Annotated in this window: 18 protein-coding genes; 8 read left to right on the forward strand and 10 right to left on the reverse strand. The window is 69.2% G+C overall.

Annotation, left to right across the window (positions count from 1 at the left end):
- Positions 1–138 precede the first annotated feature (138 nt).
- From A4R43_RS25805 to A4R43_RS25820, 4 genes are read left to right on the forward strand one after another with little or no spacing between them, the layout of a single operon-like run.
- A complete protein-coding gene (locus A4R43_RS25805) occupies positions 139–408 on the forward strand; it encodes a helix-turn-helix transcriptional regulator (RefSeq protein WP_113694670.1) in 270 nt (89 codons plus the stop codon).
- Entirely contained in the window at positions 405–965 is a 561-nt protein-coding gene (locus tag A4R43_RS25810) for an MFS transporter (protein ID WP_113694671.1), read from the forward strand. Before A4R43_RS25805 ends, A4R43_RS25810 begins: the two co-directional genes overlap by 4 nt.
- Positions 958–1,875, forward strand: a complete 918-nt coding sequence (locus tag A4R43_RS25815) for an ABC transporter ATP-binding protein (protein ID WP_113694672.1) — start codon at positions 958–960, stop codon at positions 1,873–1,875. Before A4R43_RS25810 ends, A4R43_RS25815 begins: the two co-directional genes overlap by 8 nt.
- The gene (locus A4R43_RS25820; RefSeq protein WP_113694673.1) at positions 1,872–3,071 is read left to right on the forward strand and encodes an ABC transporter permease; all 1,200 of its coding nucleotides are present in this window, start codon (positions 1,872–1,874) and stop codon (positions 3,069–3,071) included. The genes A4R43_RS25815 and A4R43_RS25820 overlap by 4 nt, the downstream gene beginning before the upstream one ends.
- Here A4R43_RS25820 and A4R43_RS25825 read toward each other — a convergent pair.
- The 4 genes from A4R43_RS25825 to A4R43_RS25840 all read right to left on the reverse strand — a co-directional run bounded on the left by A4R43_RS25825 (position 3,061) and on the right by A4R43_RS25840 (position 7,677).
- On the reverse strand, positions 3,061–4,419 hold the full coding sequence (locus A4R43_RS25825) for a cryptochrome/photolyase family protein (protein ID WP_113694674.1): 1,359 nt from the start codon (positions 4,417–4,419) through the stop codon (positions 3,061–3,063). The genes A4R43_RS25820 and A4R43_RS25825 overlap by 11 nt on opposite strands.
- 181 nt (positions 4,420–4,600) lie before the next feature.
- Entirely contained in the window at positions 4,601–5,914 is a 1,314-nt protein-coding gene (locus A4R43_RS25830; RefSeq protein ID WP_113694675.1) for a citrate synthase, read from the reverse strand.
- A gap of 217 nt (positions 5,915–6,131) precedes the next feature.
- Positions 6,132–7,064 (reverse strand): carbohydrate kinase family protein, encoded by a 933-nt coding sequence (locus A4R43_RS25835; protein WP_113697876.1) that lies wholly within the window; start codon positions 7,062–7,064, stop codon positions 6,132–6,134.
- Between the two features lie 10 nt (positions 7,065–7,074).
- Positions 7,075–7,677, reverse strand: coding sequence for a TetR/AcrR family transcriptional regulator (locus A4R43_RS25840; protein ID WP_113694676.1), 603 nt, complete (start codon positions 7,675–7,677; stop codon positions 7,075–7,077).
- A 75-nt stretch (positions 7,678–7,752) separates the two neighbouring features.
- On the opposite strand from A4R43_RS25840, the gene A4R43_RS25845 reads away from it, so the two are divergent.
- Positions 7,753–8,901: an acyl-CoA dehydrogenase family protein gene (locus A4R43_RS25845; RefSeq protein WP_113694677.1), complete on the forward strand. Its 1,149-nt coding sequence runs from the start codon at positions 7,753–7,755 to the stop codon at positions 8,899–8,901.
- 88 nt (positions 8,902–8,989) lie between these two features.
- On the forward strand, positions 8,990–9,589 hold the full coding sequence (locus A4R43_RS25850) for a Uma2 family endonuclease (protein ID WP_113694678.1): 600 nt from the start codon (positions 8,990–8,992) through the stop codon (positions 9,587–9,589).
- On the opposite strand, the gene A4R43_RS25855 is transcribed toward A4R43_RS25850, so the two are convergent.
- Both A4R43_RS25855 and A4R43_RS25860 read right to left on the reverse strand, forming a co-directional pair.
- The gene (locus A4R43_RS25855) at positions 9,574–10,788 is read right to left on the reverse strand and encodes an amidohydrolase (RefSeq protein ID WP_113694679.1); all 1,215 of its coding nucleotides are present in this window, start codon (positions 10,786–10,788) and stop codon (positions 9,574–9,576) included. The two genes, A4R43_RS25850 and A4R43_RS25855, sit on opposite strands and share 16 nt — an antisense overlap.
- A gap of 25 nt (positions 10,789–10,813) precedes the next feature.
- Positions 10,814–11,719, reverse strand: a complete 906-nt coding sequence (locus tag A4R43_RS25860) for an aldose 1-epimerase family protein (RefSeq protein ID WP_113694680.1) — start codon at positions 11,717–11,719, stop codon at positions 10,814–10,816.
- Between the two features lie 55 nt (positions 11,720–11,774).
- Between A4R43_RS25860 and A4R43_RS25865 the strand changes: the two genes are divergently transcribed.
- Positions 11,775–12,599, forward strand: a complete 825-nt coding sequence (locus A4R43_RS25865; RefSeq protein ID WP_113694681.1) for an MBL fold metallo-hydrolase — start codon at positions 11,775–11,777, stop codon at positions 12,597–12,599.
- 56 nt (positions 12,600–12,655) lie between these two features.
- Here the strand turns inward: A4R43_RS25865 and A4R43_RS25870 are convergent, their stop codons facing one another.
- The 3 genes from A4R43_RS25870 to pdxH all read right to left on the reverse strand — a co-directional run bounded on the left by A4R43_RS25870 (position 12,656) and on the right by pdxH (position 16,129).
- Entirely contained in the window at positions 12,656–14,044 is a 1,389-nt protein-coding gene (locus A4R43_RS25870) for an APC family permease (protein ID WP_113694682.1), read from the reverse strand.
- Positions 14,045–14,103: 59 nt separating this feature from the next.
- On the reverse strand, positions 14,104–15,330 hold the full coding sequence (locus tag A4R43_RS25875; RefSeq protein ID WP_113694683.1) for an MFS transporter: 1,227 nt from the start codon (positions 15,328–15,330) through the stop codon (positions 14,104–14,106).
- Positions 15,331–15,439: 109 nt separating this feature from the next.
- Positions 15,440–16,129, reverse strand: coding sequence for a pyridoxamine 5'-phosphate oxidase (gene pdxH, locus A4R43_RS25880; RefSeq protein WP_113694684.1), 690 nt, complete (start codon positions 16,127–16,129; stop codon positions 15,440–15,442).
- Positions 16,130–16,326: 197 nt separating this feature from the next.
- Here pdxH and A4R43_RS25885 point away from each other — a divergent pair, with 197 nt between their 5' ends.
- Complete coding sequence (locus A4R43_RS25885) at positions 16,327–17,994, forward strand: purine-cytosine permease family protein (protein ID WP_113694685.1); 1,668 nt, start codon at positions 16,327–16,329, stop codon at positions 17,992–17,994.
- Between the two features lie 372 nt (positions 17,995–18,366).
- Here the strand turns inward: A4R43_RS25885 and A4R43_RS25890 are convergent, their stop codons facing one another.
- A complete protein-coding gene (locus A4R43_RS25890; RefSeq protein ID WP_113694686.1) occupies positions 18,367–19,557 on the reverse strand; it encodes a lipase family protein in 1,191 nt (396 codons plus the stop codon).
- Positions 19,558–19,577 lie beyond the last annotated feature (20 nt).

Genomic DNA, 19,577 nt, shown 5'->3' on the forward strand with positions numbered 1-19,577 from the left:
TCGGGGCGGATTTCGCCCCCAAAGCCACATTCGTGTCCTCCACCCCAACTCCCCCACCTCCGCCAATCGCCCTCCGTAGTCAGCCAGAATCGTTGGGCAAGCTTGACGCGTCGTTGGGTTTTTGCAACAGTACGTTTCATGAGCCCGGTCAGACGTGGCAAAGAGCTGCCGATACACAACCGGCTCCAGGTGTTGCGGGCCGAGCGCGGGATGAGCCGCGCGCAGCTCGCGGAGGCGGTGGAAGTGAATCCGCAGACCATCGGCGCGCTGGAGCGCGGCGACCACTACCCCAGCCTCGACCTGGCCTTCCGGATCTGCGACGTGTTCGGCCTCCCGGTCGAGGCGGTGTTCAACCGGCAGCCGTTCACGCCACTGTCCACACAGGTCTATTCAAGGGGGAATCCGTGAACTCACTACGCGAGCGCTTGACCGCGTCGTGGGAGAAGCAGCTGGAAGTCCAGGCACGCAAGGAAAGCGAGCGCGCGCGGATGCTACCCGGGTGGCGCACCCGCGCGCACCGCAGGCGCTTCACCGTGGTCATGCTGGCTGGCAACCTGGTCATCATCGGCGCCGCGGCGATCGTGCATCGCGAAAACTGGGTGCTGTTCGCCGGGCTGTGGTTCGGCGGGATGGCGGTGTGGATGACCGGGTTCATCCTGCTGCGCATCCTCACCGGCCGGATGAGCACCGCCTTCTCCGCGCTGCTCGACGAGCGGGAGCGCGAGTGGCGCCACCGCGTCAACTACGTCGGCTACCAGGCGATGTTCTTCGTCATCATGATCGCCTTCGCCTACCTGATGGTGATCAACGACACCGCCAACGCGGCCTACCGGGGCGCGATGATGCTGGCCGCGCTGATGATCCTCGGCTCGTCCGTGCCCACCCTCGTCCTCGGCTGGAGCCTGCCCGACGACGACCCGGAAGACTTCATCGAACCGGCTACCGGAGAGGAATCCGATGCCTGAAAACCGGCTGGAGATCGACGGCGTCTCCAAGCGATTCGGCGACCTTGTCGCCCTCGACCAGGTCAGCTTCGACGTCCGCGGCGAGCTGTTCGGCTTTGTCGGCAGCAACGGCGCCGGCAAGACCACCACCATGCGCATCGTGCTCGGCGTGCTGGCCGCCGACAGCGGGCAGGTGCGCTTCGGCGGCGCCCCGGTCGACCACCGCACCCGCACCCGCATCGGCTACATGCCGGAGGAACGCGGCCTGTACCCGAAGATGAAGGTGCTCGACCAGCTGGTCTACCTGGCCAAGCTGCACGGCATGAGCACCGACCAGGCGCACACCAGCGCCGAGCACTGGATCAACCGCCTCGGCCTCAAGCAGCGCCGCACCGAGGAGGTCGAGAAGCTCAGCCTCGGCAACCAGCAGCGCGTGCAACTCGCCGCCGCCCTGGTGCACGACCCGTCGGTGCTGGTGCTGGACGAGCCGTTCTCCGGGCTGGACCCGCTCGCCGTGGACGTGATGAGCGAGGTCCTGCGCGAAAAAGCGGCCGCCGGCGTGCCGGTGGTCTTCTCCAGCCACCAGCTCGACCTGGTGGAGCGGCTGTGCGACCGCGTCGGCATCATCCGCGGCGGCCGCATGGTGGCCACCGGCTCGGTCGGCCAGCTGACCGCCGACGCGGCCGTGCGCCTGCGCATCACCGCGCCCCAGGCGCAACCGGGCTGGGCGGCCACGCTGCCCGGCGCCCGCGTGCTCACCGAGGACGGCGCCACCACCGAACTCGAACTCGAAGCCGGCGCCGACGACCAGGCCGTGCTCAGCGCCGCGCTCGCCACCGGACCGGTCACCGAGTTCAGCCGCCGCGTGCCGTCGCTGACCGAGCTGTTCCGCAACGTCGTCACCGAGGAGACCGAGGAGAAGGCCCGATGAACCCCAACCACTCGGCGAGCGGCTTCACCGCGGTCCGGCTGGTCGCGCAGCGCGAGCTGAACACCCGGCTGCGAACCAGGTCCTTCGTCATCGGCACCGTGCTGATCCTGGCCTTCCTCGGCGGTTACGTGCTGCTGCAGGCCTCGTTGTTCAGCGGCGCGGACAAGCAGACGGTCGGCCTGGCCGGGCAGACCGGGAGCATCGCGGAAACCCTGAAGCAGCAGGGAAAGCAGCTCGGCGAGGAGATCGAGACGGTCACCGTCACCAATCCCGACGAGGCCCGCGCCCAGATCGAGAACGACGACCTCGACGCGCTGCTCACCGGCAGCCCCGGCGACCTCCAGGTCCTGGTGAAAACCGAGCTGGACCCGCAGCTGGGCGCCATGCTGAACCAGATCGCGCAGAACGAGGTGCTGGTCGGCGAGCTGGCGCAGGCCGGCGCCGATCCCGACCAGGTGCTGGCCACCGTGCAGAGCAAGACGGTCAAGGTGGACCAGCTCGAGCAGCCCGACCCGGAACGCGGCCAGCGCCTGGCCATCGGGCTGGCCATGGTCGTGCTGCTCTACATGAGCATCACCACCTACGGCACGATGGTCGCGCAGGGCGTGGTCGAGGAGAAGTCCAGCCGAGTGGTGGAGATCCTGCTGTCCACCGTGCGCCCGTGGCAGCTGCTGCTCGGCAAGGTGATCGGCCTCGGCCTGGTCGGCCTGGTGCAGTTGCTCATCCTGGCCGGGGCCGCGCTGGCGATGACCACGGTGTCCGGGGTGATCACGCTGTCCGGCGTGGCCACCGGCACGATTCTGTGGGGCCTGCTCTGGTACCTGCTCGGCTTTTTCCTCTACGCCACCATCTTCGCCGCGGCCGGCGCGCTGGTTTCACGGCAGGAGGACATGCAGTCGACGATGATGCCGGTGACCATGGTGCTGCTGATCGGCTTCCTGGTCGGCTTCAACGTGCTCATCCAGAACCCGGAAAGCGGGCTGGCCGCCGGGCTGTCGCTGGTGCCGCTGCTCTCGCCGGTGCTGATGCCGGGCCGGATCGCGGCCGGGGTGGTCAGCGGCTGGGAGGTCGCGCTGGCGCTGGTGCTCACCGTCGCCGCGGTGGCCCTGTTCACCTGGCTGGGCGGCAAGATCTACCGCAACGCCGTGCTCCGCACCGGCAGCCGGGTCAAGCTGGCCGACGCGCTCAAGGGCTGAGTTCGCCGTAGCGTTCCAGTGCCACCCGGCGTTCGTGGGCGTGCTCGACCACGGGCGCCGGGTAGCCGTCCGGCGGGCCCGCTTTCCACGGCTGGTGCACGGTTTTGCCGGACAGACCGGCCAGTTCGGGCACATACCGCCGGACGTAGTCGCCCTGCGGGTCGAACTTCTCGCCCTGGGTGGTCGGGTTGAAGATCCGGAAGTAGGGCGCGGCGTCGGTGCCGCTGCCCGCCACCCACTGCCAGTTGAGCTGGTTCGAGGCGAGGTCGCCGTCGACCAGGTGCCGCATGAAGTGGCGCGCACCCCACCACCACGGCAGGTGCAGGTCCTTGACCAGGAAGCTGGCCACGATCATCCGCACCCGGTTGTGCATCCAGCCCTCCGCGAGCAGCTGCCGCATCCCGGCGTCCACTACGGGATAGCCGGTGCGGCCCTGGCACCAGGCCTCGAACGCCGAGCGCGCGGCGGGGCCGGTCTCCAGCTTCATCGCGTCGAACTTGGTGTTGTAGTTGCGGCGCGCGGTTTCCGGCCGGTGCCAGAGCACGTCCGCGTGGAATTCGCGCCACGCCAGTTCGGCGCGGAACGCCTCGTCCTCGTCGCCCAGTTCGGCGAGCAGCGTGCGCGGGTGCACGCAGCCCCAGCGCAGGTAGGGCGACAACCGGCTGGAGGCGTCGAGGTCCGGCCGGTCGCGCCGGTTGTCGTAGTCGGGCAGCGCCTCGTCGCGAAAGTGATCCCATGCCGCCAGCGCGGCCCGCTCCCCCGGCTCGGGCAGTGTCATGGAACCCAGGTCGGGTGCGTCCGGGATGTCCACGCCGGACAGGCCGTCCGGGTCGATCCAGTCCACTGTGGACGCCGAGGTGTCGGCCGGGGACGGCCAGCCGTGCCGCAGCCAGGCGCGGAAGAACGGGGTGAACACGCGATACGGCTCGCCGTCCGGTTTTGTCACGCGGCCGGGGGTGATGGCGTACGACGATCCCGTCTCCACCCAGTCGACGCCGCGGCGCCCCAGCTCCGCGGCGACCTCCTGGTCGCGCCGCCTGCCGTAGGGCGCGGTGTCGGCGTGGACGTGCACGCTGCCCGCGCCGATCGCCTCGGCCACCTCGGGCACCGCCCGGACCGGATCGCCGTGAACCACCAGCAGGCGCCCGGAAAGCTGCTCGTCGAGCGCACGCAGGCAGCCGGACAAGAACGCCGTTCTAGGCGCGCCGGAGGGTTTCAGCAGGGCGTCGTCGAGCACGTAGAGCGCGAGCACGCGGCTCGCCGACTTCGCCGCGGTGAGCAGCGCCGCGTGGTCACCCAGCCGCAGATCCCGGCGGAACCACAGGATCGCCGGTGCGTTCTCGGCCATGCCCGGAAACGATATTGCCCCCGAACGCGGTTCGCACGCTCAGGGGCAACACCAAGAACACTCCGCGAGATCGCGCCGGCCACTGGAGTGGGCCGCGACAGGCCGCCCAGCGGCATGGCGTGGTCCGCTCCAGTGGCCGGCTCAAAAGCGATCTCGCCGCCGCGCCGGAGGCGCGGCAGAATTATCGATCTGAGATCGGGGTGTAGTCCCGTTCCTTTTCGCCGGTGTAGATCTGCCGTGGGCGGCCGATCTTGGTGGCCGGGTCGTTGATCATCTCGCGCCAGTGCGCGATCCAGCCGGGCAGGCGGCCGAGCGCGAACAGCACGGTGAAGTACTGCGTCGGGAAGCCCAGCGCCCGGTAGATCAGTCCGGTGTAGAAGTCGACGTTCGGGTAGAGCTTGCGCTCGATGAAGTAGTCGTCCGAGAGCGCGGTCTCTTCCAGCTTCTTCGCGATGTCGAGCAGCTCGTCGTTGACGCCGAGCTTGTTCAGGATGGAGTCCGCGGTGGTCTTGATGATCTTCGCGCGCGGGTCGTAGTTCTTGTAGACCCGGTGCCCGAAGCCCATCAGGCGGACACCCTTTTCCTTGTTCTTCACGCGTTCGACGAACTTCGCCACGTCGCCGCCGTCGGCCTGGATGCCCTCGAGCATGTCCAGCACCGCGCTGTTCGCACCACCGTGCAGCGGGCCGAACAGCGCCATGATGCCCGCCGAGATGCTGGCGAACAGGTTGGCCTCGGACGACCCGACCAGCCGCACGGTCGAGGTGGAGCAGTTCTGCTCGTGGTCGGCGTGCAGGATGAACAGCAGGTCGAGCGCCTTGGCGACCTCGGGGTCCACCTCGTACGGCTCGGCGGGCAGCCCGAAGGTCATCCGCAGGAAGTTCTCCACCAGGCCGTAGGAGTTGTCCGGGTAGAGGAACGGCTGCCCGATCGACTTCTTGTAGGCGTACGCGGCCAGCGTCGGCACCTTCGCCAGCAGGCGGATGGTGGACAGCTCCACGTTCGGCTCGTCGAACGGGTTCAGCGAGTCCTGGTAGAAGGTGGACAGTGCGGACACCGCACTGGACAGCACCGGCATCGGGTGCGCGTCGCGCGGGAAGCCGTCGAAGAAGCGCTTGAGGTCCTCGTGCAGCAGGGTGTGGCGGTTCACCTTCGAGGTGAACGACTCCAGCTGCTCCGGGGTGGGCAGCTCACCGTAGATCAGCAGGTACGAGACCTCGATGAAGTTCGAGTGCTGGGCGAGCTGTTCGATCGGATAACCGCGATACCGCAGGATTCCGGCGTCACCGTCGATGTAGGTGATGGACGAGGAGGCGGCGCCGGTGTTCACGAAACCGGGGTCGAGCGTGATGTACCCGGTGGAAGCCAGCAACTTGCCCAGTTCGATACCGGGGGCGCCCTCGACAGCGTGAACCACTTTCAGCTCGTGCTCGCCGTTCGGCAGCCGCAGCGTCGCGGTCTGGGAGCCGCTCGGCGCGGACGTAGCGTCCGACATGAAAGTCCCTCTCACTGTTCACACGGGCCGGCGGCGCCTGCAGGTCGCACAGTTGCCTCATGTCACGCGCGAGGCGGCCGTTGGCCTCGCTGCACACCGCCCCGCTGGGGTATGAATTCTCCTCTACGCTAGTCGAGAGGTGCCCCCTCGCGCAGCCACTGTGTTATCCGTGACGAACGGTTTGCGACGAGATTCACACGCCCGGTGAGACTTCCCGCTATCCGGGCGCGTCCAGTTCCGCCTGGGTGGGGGGTTCGGCTCCGCTGCGCGAGACGGTGACGGCCGCCGCGCGGGCGGCGTAGGTCAGTGCCTCGGCCCAGGACGCGGCGTCCAGCTGGGCAGGCTCGCGCACCTCCCGCTTGGCCAGCCAGGCCAGCAGCGCGCCCTGCACGGTGTCGCCGGCGCCAATGGTATCGACCAATCGCGCCGGTGCGGACGGGACGTGGGCCAGGTCGCCGCCGCGCGTGTGCGCGGACAGCCCCTTCGCGCCGTGGGTGAGCACCACCGCGCCGGCGCCCGCGTCGAGCCAGGACCGCGCGGCCGCGGCCGCGTCGGCGCCGCCCGCGAGCCACTCGGCGTCCTCCGCCGAAAGTTTCAGCAGGCGCACGTGCGGCAGCCAGGAGGCGAACCGCGCGCGGTAGGCGTCCGGGTCGGCGATCAGGTCGGCCCGGATGTTCGGGTCGAGCGCGGTGAGCAGGCCGCGCTCCGATTCCCGCCGCAGCAAGGATTCATACGCCGACGCGCCCGGCTCCAGCACCATGCCGAGGGTGCCGAGCGAGAGCACGGTCGCCGCCGCGGGCAGCGGGCCGGGATCGGTGAACAACCGGTCCGCGGTGCCCTCGGTGTAGAAGGTGTAGTGCGCCGAGCCGGTCTCGTCGAGCGCCACCACGGCGAGCGTGGTCGGTTCGTCACCGCGCTGCACCAGCGAGGTGTCCACTTGGGAGGCGTGCAGCCGGTCGATCAGCGCGGCGCCGAACCGGTCGGTGGACACCCGCGACAGGAACGCGGCGGGCACGCCCAGCCGCGCCGCGGCGAGCGCCACGTTGTACGGGCCACCTCCCAGCCGGGGCAGCAGCGGCCGCAGGCCACCGTCCAGAGTGGACTCACCGGGCACCAGGTCGACCAGCGCTTCACCACCGACAACGATCACGCGGCAGATGCTACCCCGCGGCAAGTCCACCGAGCAGCAGCTCGGACAGCGCGGTGAAGGCCTCGGCGTCGGAGACCTGGACCCGCGAGGCGATCACGCCGGTCTGGATGCCCTCGATGATCAACCCGGCCATCTCGGCGATCAGAGTGGCCTGGACGGTGCGGAAAACCCCGTCGCGAACGCCCTTGTTGATGAAGCCGCGGATGCGCTCGGCCGCCGCCCGGCTGTTCAGCTCGTAGGCCGCGCGCGCCGGGGCGAACTCGGCGATGTCGCGCATGAACGCCGGCGAGGCGCGCTTGAGGTGCTCGGCGGCGCCGTCGAGATAGGTGCCGATGAGCTCCCTGGCGTCGGTGAGGTCGGCGATGCTCGCCTCGATCCGCTCGGCCGCGCCGCGGAAGAAGCGGCCGACGACCTTCACCGCGAGCTGCTCCTTGCTCGGCGCCAGTGCGTACAGCGTCGACTTGGAGCAGCGCATCCGCGTGGCCAGGTCGTCGAGGGTGAACTCGGCGAAGCCCTCGGCCAGGAAGAGCTCCTCCAGGTCGGCGAGCAGGGCGCGCTGCCGCGCGGTCGGCTGCCTGCGGGGTGCCCGTGCTCGGGCATCGACATCAGCCATGCCGATACAGTACTCTGAGCTGTCCCTCAGTACTGTTTTCAGTACTCTGATCTTTTCTCATCGTGGAGGACAGTAATGCCAGCGGAGCGCCTGCTGCCGACGACGGAGGCCGAGGACCTGGTCGCGCTCGCCCGCGAGATCGCCCGCGACGAGCTGGCGCCGCTGGCCGGTGAGTACGAGGAGGCGGCCCGGTTCCCGCGCGAGCAGTTCGCGCTGCTGGGCAAGTCGGGCCTGCTGGGGCTGCCGTACTCGGAGCGCTGGGGTGGCGGCGAGGTGCCGTACGAGGTCTACCTGCAGCTGCTGGAGGAGATCGCGAGCGCGTGGATGTCGGTGGGCGTCGGGCTGTCGGTGCACACGATGTCCTGCTTCGCGCTGGCGCACCACGGCACCGACGCGCAGCGTGACCGTTGGCTGCCGGAAATGCTCGAAGGTGGCTTGCTCGGCGCATACGCCCTTTCGGAGCTACAGGCGGGCTCGGACGCGGCCGCGCTCTCCACCCGCGCCCGGCTGGACGGCTCGGAGTACGTGGTCAACGGGACCAAGGCCTGGATCACGCACGGTGGCGAAGCGGACTTCTACACCACGATGGTGCGAACTTCGGACGAACCGGGCAGCGCGGGCATCTCGTGCCTGCTGGTCGACGGGTCCACGCCGGGCCTGTCCGCATCGGCTCCCGAGCGGAAGATGGGACTGAACGGCTCGACCACCGCGCAGATGCGGTTCGAGGACGCGCGCGTGGACGCTTCGCGGCTGATCGGGCCGGAGGGGCACGGGCTGAAGATCGCGCTCGCGTCGCTCAGCTCGGGACGGCTGGGGATCGCGGCTTGCGCGGTCGGCCTCGCGCAGGCGGCGCTGGACGAGGCGGTGGCGTACGCGAAGGGGCGCACGCAGTTCGGGCGGTCGATCATCGAGTTCCAGGGCGTGGAGTTCCTGCTGGCCGACATGGCCGCCGCGGTGGAATCCTCGCGGGCCATGTACCTGGACGCGGCGCGCCGTCGGGACCGGGGCCTGCCGTTCCAGCGGCAGGCGTCGATCGCGAAGCTGGTCGCCACGGATGCCGCGATGAAGGTGACCACCGACGCCGTCCAGGTGCTCGGCGGCGCCGGGTACACGCGGGACTTCCCGGTGGAGCGGTACATGCGGGAGGCGAAGGTGCCGCAGATCTTCGAAGGCACCAACCAGATCCAGCGCGTGGTGATCGCCCGAGAACTGCGAAAGGCCTGACGGCGACTACTCTGAGCACCGCGCGACAACCAAGGCGACAACTGGCATATGCCACCCGCTATCCTGTGGTGCGACGTGAGGAGATGCCGTGACAGCACTGCCGGAGCCCATTCCGCAGCCGCTTGAGGTGGATCATCTGCTGACGGTTGCGGAGTACGCCGCGCTCGGCGAGACCGAGCACGGCTACACGGAGCTTCAGGAAGGCCGCCTGGTGATGTCGCCCAGCCCCAGACCTGCCCACAACCACGCTTGCGGAGAGCTGTACGTCCAATTGAGAAGCCAGCTCTCCGAGGAGTGGCGCGCGCTCCAGGACATCGACATCGATCTGGAGTTGGCCGGGCCGGACGAGCCCGGGTTCTCGCGGCGCCCCGATCTGATCGTCGCCGGGCTCGACGGGATCCGGCGGGCGGAGGAAAGCGGCCGGCTGATCTCCGCCAAGGACGTGCTGATCGTGGTCGAGATCGTGTCGCCGGGGTCGCGGCGTACGGACACCGTGATCAAGCACGGCGAGTACGCCGACGCGGGCATTCCGCACTACTGGATCGTCGACCTCACCGAGCCGGTTTCGCTCACGGCCTGCCACCTCGCCGAGGGCTTCGGCTACCAGAACGCGCCGGAGGTGTCCGGCAGGACCACCCTGCCGGAACCCTTCCCGCTCGAGATCGACCTCGGTCAGCTTTCCCGGTAGCGGCGCGGGGCGACCACGCCTTCACCGCTCGCCTCGTCGAAGTGGTAGACCTGCCGCCCCCGGACGAACACGCGCATGGCCCGGTTCATCACGTCCAGCGGGTCACCCGACCAGATCACCACGTCGGCGTCCAGGCCCGGCGTCAGCGAGCCGACCCGGTCGTCGAGACCCAGCATTTCCGCCGGGTTCACGGTCAGCGAGCGCAGCGCGGTCTCCGGGTCCAGCCCGTCCTTGACCGCCAGCGCCGCCTGGTAGACCAGGAAGTTGATCGGGATCACCGGGTGGTCGGTGGTGATCGCGATCTTCACCCCGGCCCGCGCCAGGATGCCCGCCGAGCGCAGCGTCCGGTTCCGCAGCTCCACCTTGCTCCGCGTGGTGAACAGCGGCCCCAGGATCACCGGCACCTCCCGCTCGGCGAGCAGGTCGGCGATCAGGTGCCCCTCGGTGCCGTGGTTGATCACCAGCCGGTAGCCGAACTCGTCGGCCAGCCGGATCGCGGTCACCATGTCGTCGGCCCGGTGCACGTGCTGGTCCCAGTACAGCTCCCCGTCGAGGACCTTCGCCAGCACCTCCTTGGTCAGGTCGGTCTCGAACGGCTTGCCCTCGGCACGCGCGTGCTCGCGCTGCGCCGCGTAGTTCCGCGCCTTCGTGAACGCCTCGCGCAGCACCGCGGCCACGCCGAGCCTGGTCGAGGGCGTCTGACTTTTATCCCCGTACACGCGTTTCGGGTTCTCGCCCAGTGCGCTCTTCACGCTGACGCGCTCGGCGAAAACCATGTCGAGCGCGGTCCGGCCCCAGGTCTTCACGCCGACGGTCTGCCCGCCGATCGGGTTGCCCGAACCCGGCTTGATCACCGCGCTGGTCACCCCACCGGCCAGTGCGTCGTCGAAGCCGGTTTCGGTCGGGTCGATGCCGTCCAGCGCGCGGAAGCGGGCGCCGTTCGGGTCGGTCATCTCGTTGACGTCATTGCCCGACCAGCCCTCGCCCTCCTCGTGCACGCCGAGGTGCGCGTGCGCGTCGATGAACCCGGGCAGCACCCAGCTCCCGGACGCGTCGATCAGCTCGGCGTCCTCCGGAACGTCCACATCGGCCTCGGCGCCGACGGCGGCGATCTTCCCGCCTTCGATCAGGACCGTGCCACCGTCGATCGGGTCACCGTCGACGGGCACCACATAGCCACCAACAATCGCGCTCACCATGGCCGACACGCTAAACCAAGTCCGTTCAGGACACGCGGATCCCCCAGCTCCCCGTCCAGGATTCGCCAGGGGACAGCTCGATCAGGTCGGTACCGGAGTTCAGCGCGTCCGCCGGGCAGGTCATCGGCTCGATCGCGACCCCGCGGCCGCGCCCGACCAGTTCCGCGGGCGTGAACACCTGCACCCACTTGAAGTCCGGGCCCGCCCAGATGTCGAGCTGCCGGTCCTCGTGGCTGAGCCGGAAGTGGTGGTTGCCGTCGGCTTCGGTGGTCAGGCCGCCGAACGCGGTGTCCAGGTCCACACCGCCGAGAATGACACCTTCGCGGAAGTCGTACTCGGTGCCTTCGACGTCCTGCTCCTCTTTGTACGGCAGCTGCGCGTCGGCGTCGTACGGCCGCACGCGGGTGGCGGGCAGGGTCAGCGTCAGGTCGTCGGTCGGCGTGTCGCCGATCCGGAAGTACGGGTGCGTGCCGAGGCCGACGCCGATCGCCGACTCGCCCTCGTTGCGGATCTCGTGGGTCACGGTCAGCTCGCGCGGCGCGACCTCGTAGGTGGTCGTCGCGCGCAGCGGCACCGGCCAGCCCGGCTGCTCCGGCACGTCCACCGCCATCGTGATCGACGATTCGGCGTGCTCGAGCAGCTCCCACTCCTCGCGCCGGGTCAGCCCGTGGATCGCGTTGCCCCGCTTCTCCTCGGTGACCTCGAGCTGCTGCTTCTCCCCCTGGTAGACCCACTGCCCGGCCTTGGTGCGGTTGGGCCACGGCAGCAGCACCTGCCCCGCGCCCTTCGGCGGCTTCTCGTCCTCGCCGAAGGTTTCCAGGAACGGCACCCCGCCGACCTCGAAGGCACGCAGGCCGGCGCCGATCTCGGTGACGACCGCGCGGGCCCCGCCGCGGGTGATCTCGAACTGTGCTCCTGTGGGATTGGCCATGGCGCACCAATCTACCGGCTGGACAATCGGGCGCGGGTGCGCGAGCTTGGTCCGCGTGAAGGTGCATCACTTGAACTGCGGCACGTTCCGGCCCACCGGCGGCAGGCTGGTCGACGGCCAGGGCGGGGCGGCCCACCGCGCGCGCCTGGTCTGCCACTGCCTGCTGATCGAAACCGGGAACGGGCTGGTGCTGGTCGACACCGGGCTCGGCCTGCAGGCGCTGGAGCAGCCGGGACCGTGGATGGGGCCGTCGCGCTGGCTGCTCAGCGCGACACCGCGCCGCGAGGAAACGGCCGCGCAGCAGATCACCGACCTGGGGTACGCCCTCGGCGACGTGCGCGACATCGTGCTCACTCACCTCGACTTCGACCACGCGGGCGGGCTGGCCGACTTCCCGCACGCCACCGTGCACGTCTACGAGCGCGAGCACCGGGCGCTGACCGCGCCGGCCAACGCCACCGAGCGGCTGCGGTACCGGCACGCGCAGTTCGAGCACGGCCCGAAGTGGCGGACCTACGCCGAGCCGGGCGAGGACTGGTTCGGCTTCCGCGCGGTGCGGGAGCTGCCCGGACTGCCGCCGGAGATCCTGCTGGTGCCGCTGGCCGGGCACACCATGGGGCACGCCGGGGTCGCGGTGGACACCGGGAACGGCTGGCTGCTGCACGCGGGCGACGCGTACTTCTTCCACGGCCAGCTGAACCCCGGGCAGCCGCACTGCCCGCCGGTGCTCACCGCGTTCCAGACCTTCACCCAGACCAACCGGCGGGCCCGGCTGGAGAACCTGGGCAGGCTGCGGGACCTGGCGATCGGCCACCGCGACGAGGTGACCGTCTTCTGCGCGCACGACCCGCTGGAACTGCGCCAGGCCCAGCGCCCCTGATGTCACGAATGTGGCTTTCGAGACGAAAAACGTCTCGAAAGCCACATTCGTGACACTCAGCCGACCGGGGGTTCCAGTGGTTGCCGGTCGGCTTCGGAGTGGGTGGCGCGCATGATCAGCCAGTTGATGCCCCACAGCACCAGGCCGACCGCGAGCAGGATCGCGGCCACCGTGTAGTCCCGCGCCGGCCGTCCCGACAGCGGGGTGACCAGGTACACGCAGAAGATCGCGGCCAGCACCGGGATCACCGTCGGTGCCCTGAAGTGCTTGTGCGCCGCCTTTTCCTTGCGCAGCACCAACACCGCCACGTTGACGATGGCGAAAACCACCAGCAGCAGCAACGCCGTGGTACCACCCAGCACGCCGATGTCCACAAAGGACACGAGGCCGATGGCGATCAGGCTGGTGAACACGATGGCCACCCACGGGCTCCGGCGGAACGGGTGCACCGTGCCCAGCTGCTTCGGGATGATCCGCTGGTTCGCCATGCCGTAGAGCAGGCGGCTGGCCATCAGCATGTTGATCAGCGCCGAGTTGATCACCGCGAACAACCCGATCGCGGAGAAGACCTCACGCGGGAAGCCGGGCGCGCCGACGTCGAGCACCTTCAGCAGGGCGCTGCTCTTGGCCGCCTCCAGGTCGTCCGCCGGGACCAGCAGCGAAGAGGTCACCGAGACCAGGATGTAGATGGTCGCGGCGATGACCATGCCCCACAGCATCGCCTTCGGGAAGATCCGGATCGGGTCCTTGCACTCCTCGGCCATGTTCACCGAGTCCTCGAAGCCGACCATCGCGAAGAACGCCAGCGAGGTGGCCGAGGTGATGGCCACCAGCATGGTCTGGTTCTCGGTGTCGAACTGGGTCAGCCGCGAGGCGTCGCCGTTGCCGTTGAGCACCGCCCACACACCGACCCCGATGATGATCAGCAGCCCGCCGATCTCGATGCAGGTCAGCACCACGTTGGTCTTCACCGATTCGGCGACGCCCCGGAAGTTGATCAGCGCCAGGCCGATCACGAAGAGGATCGCCACCAGTGGCATCGGCGCGGTGATGAACTCCGCGAGATAGGTGTCACCGAAGGCCTTCGCCGCCGACGATGCCGAGGTGATCCCCGAGCACATCACCGCGAAGGCCACCATGAAGGTGAGGAACCTGATCTTGAACGCCTTGTGCGTGTACAGCGCCGCTCCGGCCGCCTGCGGGTACTTGCCCACCAGTTCCAGGTAGCTGAACGCGGTCATGAACGCGACCACGAACGCGAGCAGGAACGGCAGCCACAGCGCCCCGCCGACCCGGCCGGCCACCTGCCCGGTGAGCGCGTAGACGCCGGTTCCGATGATGTCCCCGACCACGAAGAACAGCAGCAGCTTGGAGCCCATCACCCGCTTGAGGCTCGGCTGACCGGCCGGACCGGTCTCGGGCTCGGTTGTCGTCGTGTCCGCCATGCGGCAAGAGTGTGCCGCATCACTTCCGTGACCGACAGTCCGGCTTGATCTGTTCTTCGTCACGTCTTGGCGACGGGGGCCCGGTAACGCCAGAAAGCGGGCAGCAGCATTACCGCGACCACCAGTAGGGCGATCACCAGCAATCCGCCGCCGCTGGTCGCGACGGCCGTGCCGACCCCGGCCGCGGCCCAGCCGTGCGACAGGTCGGCGATGCGCGGCCCGCCCGCGACGACCACGGTCAGCGCGCCCTGCATCCGGCCGCGCATCTCGTCGGTGGAGGCGGCCTGGAGAATGGCCATCCGGTAGATCGCGCTGACCATGTCGGCCGCGCCGGCCAGCGCCAGGAAGACGATCGCCAGCCACAGCGAGTCGGCCAGGCCGAAGGCGAACACGCACAGCCCCCAGGCGGCGATGGAGACCACCACCGCCACGCCGTGCCTGCTGATCCTGGTCAGCCAGCCGGACATCAGCCCGATCAGCATCGCGCCGAGCGGGATCGCGGTGTACAGCCAGCCGAGCGCGAGGCCGCCGCCCGGCGGGTCGCCGAAGGTCCGCTCGGCCATCTCGGGGAACAACGCGCGCGGCATGCCGGCCACCATCGCGATCACGTCCACCACGAACGAGGCCAGCAGCACCTTCTGGGTGGCCATGTAGCGGAACCCGTCGAGCACGTCACGCAGGCCGGCGCGGCGGACCTGGCCGGACAGCGGCAGCATCGCGGGCAGCTTCCACACCGCCCACAGCGTCAGCGCCAGCGCCACCGTGTCGAACAGGTACAAAGTGGACAGACCGACCACCGGCAGCAGCGCACCGGCGGCCAGCGGGCCGAACACCGCGCCGAACTGGCTCATCGTGCTCTGCAGCGCGATCGCCGGCGGCAGCAGCTCCTCGGGCACCAGCCGTGCGACCACCGCGCTGCGCGTGGGCATGTTGATCGCGAAGAAGGCCTGGTTCACGCCGAGCAGCACGAGCACCACCCAGACCGAGTTCACCGCGAAGAACGCTTGCGCCCACAGCAGGGCGGCGGTGACCGCGATGCCGGTGTTGGTGACCATCAGCAGCTTGCGGCGGTCCACAGTGTCCGCGATGGCGCCGCCCCACAGGCCGAACACCAGCAGCGGCACCAGCGCGACGGCCCCGGTCAGGCCGACGTAACCGGACGAACCGGTCAGGTCGAACACCTGCTTGGGCACCGCGACCGCGGTCAGCTGGCTGCCGATGGCGGTGACCACGGTGGTCAGCCAGAGCCGCCGGAAGGCCGGGATCCGCAACGGACGCGTGTCCATCACGATCGAGCCGAGTACCTTGCGGGCGCCCTTCGGTTTCCTGGTTCCCGCGTCAGTGCTCACCGAAGAAGCTTAGCCGGGCTAAGCTGTTGCGGTCGCGTGATTTTCGCTACGGGGCGACGCGCTCGATCTTCCAGCCGTCGTCGGTGCGGACGTACCGCAGCCGGTCGTGCAGGCGGTCGCGCTGGCCCTGCCAGAACTCGACCACGTCCGGGCGAATGCGCCAGCCACCCCAGTGCGGCGGGAAGGGCACCTGCTCCACGTCGGCGAACCGGCGCTCGATCGCGTGCAGCGCGTTGTCCAGCGCGCGGCGGCCGTCGACCACCCGCGACTGCGGGCTGGCCCACGCCCCCAGCTGGGAGCCGCGCGGGCGGGAGGCCCAGTACTCGGCGGTCTCGGTGATGTCCACCTTCTCCACCTCGCCGCGGACGTGCACCTGGCGGTGCAGCGGGTACCAGGGGAAGGTCGCCGAGGCGTACCGGGTGACGGTCAGGTCGTGGCTCTTGTTCGAGGTGTAGTTCGTGTAGAACACCACGCCGCGCTGGTCGAGGCCCTTGCAGAGCACGGTCCGGCTGGACGGGCGGCCGTCACCGTCGGCGGTGGCGAGCACCATCGCGTTGGCCTCCGCGACCCCGGCGGAGATCGCCTGGTCGAGCCAGGACTGCAGCTGCTCGGTCCAGGTCGGGGCGAGGCTCTCCTCGTCCAGCGACTCGCCTTCGTAGGCCACCCGCATGCCGGGCAGCCGGATGGCCACGTCACCCACGTCAGCCGCACCGTTCGCGTTGTCGAGCTCCGGCATGTTCGTCAACCTCCGTGCCCTGTAGGGCCGTCACTGGTCCACCCGACGGTAGGGCTTGTAAAGCGGTGGCGAAACCCACAGAACGGTGACTCCTGCCACCCCGTTGTCCCCCACTCGTAACGCACCGCTTACCTCGCGCCACACGGGCGCAAAACCGCGTACCTACCTTCGGGCTGCTTCCCGGACTGGAGGTACCCATGACGGAGACCGTTCCAACTAGGAAAACCACCCCGCCGAAGCGGCGCTACGCCAAGCTCGCGGCGAACGAAAACCGCGAGGACTACTCACTCCGCTTCGCCGCCCACTCGTTCCGCCGCTGGCGCCCGGCCGTGGTGGCGACCACCGCGCTCGGCGGCATCGCCTACCTGGCCGACTTCGCCATCGGGGCCAGCATCGTGTTCAGCTACGGCTTCACCTCGGGGGTGCTGGCGATCCTGGCCGCCGCGCTGGTCATCTTCGTCACCGGCACGCCGATCGCGGCGGCCTGCGCGAAGTACGGCGTGGACATGGACCTGCTCACCCGCGGTGCCGGGTTCGGCTACTTCGGCTCGACGCTGACCTCGCTGGTCTACGCGAGCTTCACGGTGATCTTCTTCGCGCTCGAGGGGTCGATCATGGCGCAGGCCTTCGACCTGGCGCTGGGCGTGCCACTGCCGGTCGGCTACCTGCTGTCCACGCTGATCGTGCTGCCGTTCGCGCTGTACGGCATGGGTGCGCTGGCGAAGATGCAGACCTGGACGCAGCCGCTGTGGATCGTCGGCTTGGTGCTGCCGTTCGTGGTGGTGGCGGTGCGGGAGCCGGGCAGGCTGGCGGAATTCGCCTCGTTCGGCGGCACCGAAGGCGCCGGCTCGCAGTTCTCGGCGATCGGGTTCGGCTTCGGCATGGGGGTGGCGCTGTCGTTGATCGGGCAGATCGGCGAACAGGCGGACTACCTGCGGTTCATGCCGGAGAAGACGGCGGAGAACAAGCGCTCGTGGTGGGCGGCGGTGCTGGCGGCGGGCCCCGGCTGGGTGATCCTCGGCGCGGCAAAGCAGATCGGCGGCGCGCTGTTGGCGTTTCTCGCACTGGGCGCGGTCGGCGAGGCACACGCACTGGAACCCATCGCGCCGTACCTGGAAGCGGTCAAACCCGCACTGGGCCCCGTTGCGCTGACTTTCGCCGCACTCTTCGTCGTCGTCTCGCAAATCAAAATCAACGCGACGAACGCCTACTCGGGTTCACTGTCTTTCGCGAACTTCTTCTCGCGTGTGCTGCACCGGCATCCGGGGCGGGTCTGGTATGTGTTGGTGAACTGCGGGATCGCGCTGGCGCTGATGGAATTCGGTGCGTTCGCTCTGCTGAACAAGATCCTGGGCTTCTACTCGAACGTGGCGATCGCTTGGATCGGCGCGGTGTGCGCGGACCTGCTGATCGTCAAGCCGCTGGGGTGGTCGCCGCGGTACGTCGAGTTCAAGCGGGCTTACCTGCACAAGGTCAACCCGGTCGGCTTCGGCTCGATGGTCTTTGCTTCGGCCGTGTCGATCACCGCGTATTTCGGGGCTTTCGGGGAGTTCCTGGCAGCGTTCAGCCCGTTGCTGGCGCTGGTGATCGCGGTGGTCTGCGTGCCGCTGCTGGCCTGGCTGACCGGTGGCCGGTACTACCTGGCGCGCCCGAACACCGTCCAGACCGGCGAGCTGCGGGCCACGCACAACTGCACGGTTTGCGGTGACGCCTACGAACTGCCGGACATCGCGGACTGCTCACGCCAACAGGGTGCGATCTGCTCACTCTGCTGCACCCTGGACGCCACCTGCCACGACGAGTGCCAGAAGCCAGGCGCGTCACCCACCTCCCTCCCCATGCCCACCTTCCACCCACCCACCTAGCCGCCCGGGGCGCACCCCCATGTCACGAAAGCCACATTCGAGACGCCAAACGTCTCGAAAGCCACATTCGTGACACTGCCCAAGCCCCGCCCCCCTGGAAAATCAACGTGCCCAGCCGACCATCCAAACCAAACGTGCCCAGCCCCCATCCAAACTCAACGCGCCCAGCCAACCATTCAAACTCAACGTGCCCAGCCGCCATCCAAACCGTAAGCCGGGAAAGGGAGCCGACGACCACCCACACTCCCCCTTCCCCGCCCCGGTCCACAGCCAAGAACACGGCGAAGACCCGCTTGTCAAGGTACTCTTCCCAGCCTTGACAAGCGGGTCTTCGCCGTCGTCACAATGAAACACCGGGGTGGCCCACCCGCATCAACAAGAAGACCCAGCCACATTCCCCGCGAACCGGGACCCCAGCCATTCCATCGCCACCGGCCCACCCACCGCAACACCCCCGATATGCTCCACCAACGGAAACGCCCGCCACTGCACCTTTACCCCCGCCCCGCAATAGCGCGACAACAAATCCTTCCCCACGCGGAACGGAATCAGCTCGTCCAAAGTCCCGTGGTACAGGAAAACCGGCGCGGTCGGCGCACGCTCGCCCGCCCGGTTCTCCGCCAGCCGCACCTGCCAGCGCGGGTCGCCCAGCGGGTCCTCGACGGTGACAAAATCAGCCAACCGCCCGAACGGCGCCGCCGCGCCCAATTCGATCGTGCAGGCGTCCTGGATCCGCGCAACCACCGACCGGCCCCGATCATTCAGGATCGACTCGAACGGCACGTCCGAATAAGCCGTCGCCAGGCCCGTCGCGGCCCCTAGCACCAAGCCGAACGCCGGGCCACCATCGTTGAACTTCGCGACCTCGTTCAGATCGGCGGGCACCCCGCCCGCCGCCACCCCGGCCACCTTCAACTCCGGCGCGTACGACGGGTGCAGCTCACCGGCGAACGCCGCCGCCTGCCCGCCCTGCGAATACCCGAACACCCCGACCGGCGCATCCGGCGACAAGCCCGCCTCACCGACCGTGAACGCCGCCCGCGCCGCGTCCAACATCGCGCGCCCCTCGGACTGACCCGTGGCGTACGTGTGCGTGCCAGGCGTGCCGAGGCCTTCGTAGTCGGTCAGCACGACCGCCCACCCCTTGCCCAGGGCCTGCCCGATCAGCGCGACCTCGTTCTCCGTGCCGGTGCGCAGCTTGTACGACGGCGCACACGAATCCCCGATGCCGTGCGTGCCCACCGCGTAGGTGAGCAGCGGCCGCGGCCCGTTCGCCCACGGCACCGGCGGCACGAGCAGTGTGCCGGACACCGCGTTCGCCTCACCGGTCGCCGAGGTCGAGCGGTACAGCAGCTGCCACGCCTTCACCGGCGCCGGGAACGGGCCGACCTTCACGTCCACGGCACGCTGCCGCAGCACGTCACCGGGCGAGCCGGTGAGCTGGTCGGGCGGGGTGTAGAAGGGGTCCTGCGACGGCACCGGCGGACTGGCCGCCTGCGCGGGAAGGGCACCAGCGGTCAAAGTCACCAGCGCGACGGTCAGGGCGGCCAAGGCTCGGCGCATGGATTTCACCTCCGTGCCGC

The organism is Amycolatopsis albispora, assembly GCF_003312875.1.
GTDB classification, from domain to species: domain Bacteria; phylum Actinomycetota; class Actinomycetes; order Mycobacteriales; family Pseudonocardiaceae; genus Amycolatopsis; species Amycolatopsis albispora.